We start from the raw sequence: 1,348 nt of genomic DNA, 5'->3' as shown, positions 1-1,348 counted from the left end.
GACCTGGCTTCGGCCAAACTGTCGGCGCAGGGTGAACTGGCGACCAATTATTTGTCCTTGCGCCAGACAGACGCACAAAAAGTGCTACTCAAGGACACGATTGACGGCTACAAGCGCGCGCTGGACATCACGCAGAACCGCTACAACGCCGGCATCGCGGCCAAAACCGATGTGCTGCAGGCGCAAACACAGCTGGCCAACGCGCAGGCCGACGACGCCGGCCTGGTGCGCCAGCGCGCCCAGCTGGAGCACGCCATTGCGGTGCTGGTCGGTGAAGCGCCCGGCAATTTCTCGATTGCCCCTGTGGCCTGGAATCCTTCAGTGCCTGACGTGCCGGTCGGCATACCGTCCGAGCTGCTGCAGCGCCGCCCCGACATTGCCGCCGCCGAACGCCGCGTGGCCTCTGCCAATGAACAGATCGGCATCGCCAAGAGCGCTTATTACCCCAGCCTGTCGCTGAGCGCCTCGGCCGGCCAGGGCGCCAGCCGGGTGGCGGACCTCTTCAAGGCTTCCAGCAGCGTCTGGTCCATCGGCATCTCGGCCGCGCAAGTGCTCTTCAACGCCGGGGCTACCGGCGCCCGCGTGGAGGGCGCCGAGGCCTCTCACCAGCAGGCAGTGGCGCGTTACCGCCAGGCCGTGCTGGCGGCCTTTCAGGACGTGGAAGATCAGTTGTCGGCAACCCGTGTACTGCTGACCCAGCAGGAGCTGCGCCGCCAGGCGTCGCAGGCAGCCGACCAGGTCGAGCAGCAGGTACTCAACCGCTACCGCAGCGGCCAGGTGAGCTACACCGAAGTCATCACCGCCCAGGCCACCGCGCTGAGCGCGCGCCGTGCACTGGTGCAAGCCATGGCCGACCGCCAGACCACCGCGGTGGCGTTGATCCAGTCGCTGGGCGGGGGTTGGCAAACGGGGCAATAAATTGCATCACCCAGCGGACCCAACAGCGTGCCGCGTTTATGCGGTGTGTTCAAGCGCCTGGCCATCGGAACAGCTCAGGCCCCCGCAACCGTGTATGGTGTCCTTGGGCAAAGCTTGCGGCATGCTCACCACCCCCGTGAGCGGGTCGTAGCCAATACCGCGTAGATGCAGGGCCAGCGCGGCATCCATGGTCTGCGCATGCTGCGGAAACCACAGAGCGAGCTCCCTTGCCATATGGCGCAAAGACGTGAAATCCCCGGCCTGGGCCATGAGCAAGCCTTCTCGCATGACCTGCAGCACCACCTTGTGCTGCACAGTGTGGCAATTGGAGGATGAAAACCGCGTGTCCAGCATCCACCGGTCTTCGCGGCTGAAGTGCTCATCGGTGTGGTCCACCAGCGCTCGCCAGTGGCCCGGCAACGCATCATCC

General features: G+C 65.4%; 2 protein-coding genes. One reads left to right on the top strand and one right to left on the bottom strand.

All coding sequences use genetic code 11. The features are described from left to right. Positions 1-918: efflux transporter outer membrane subunit (locus AC1D1X_RS23455; RefSeq protein WP_477699365.1), on the top strand; the 918-nt coding region annotated here is incomplete at its 5' end. 36 nt (positions 919-954) lie between these two features. Here the strand turns inward: AC1D1X_RS23455 and AC1D1X_RS23450 are convergent. Next, positions 955-1,348, bottom strand: a 394-nt coding sequence (locus AC1D1X_RS23450; protein ID WP_477699364.1) for a bacteriohemerythrin, incomplete at its 5' end; no start/stop codon positions are given.

The organism is Polaromonas sp. P1_G4 (assembly GCF_056405475.1).
This window is presented reverse-complemented; position numbering and strand designations above follow the sequence as displayed.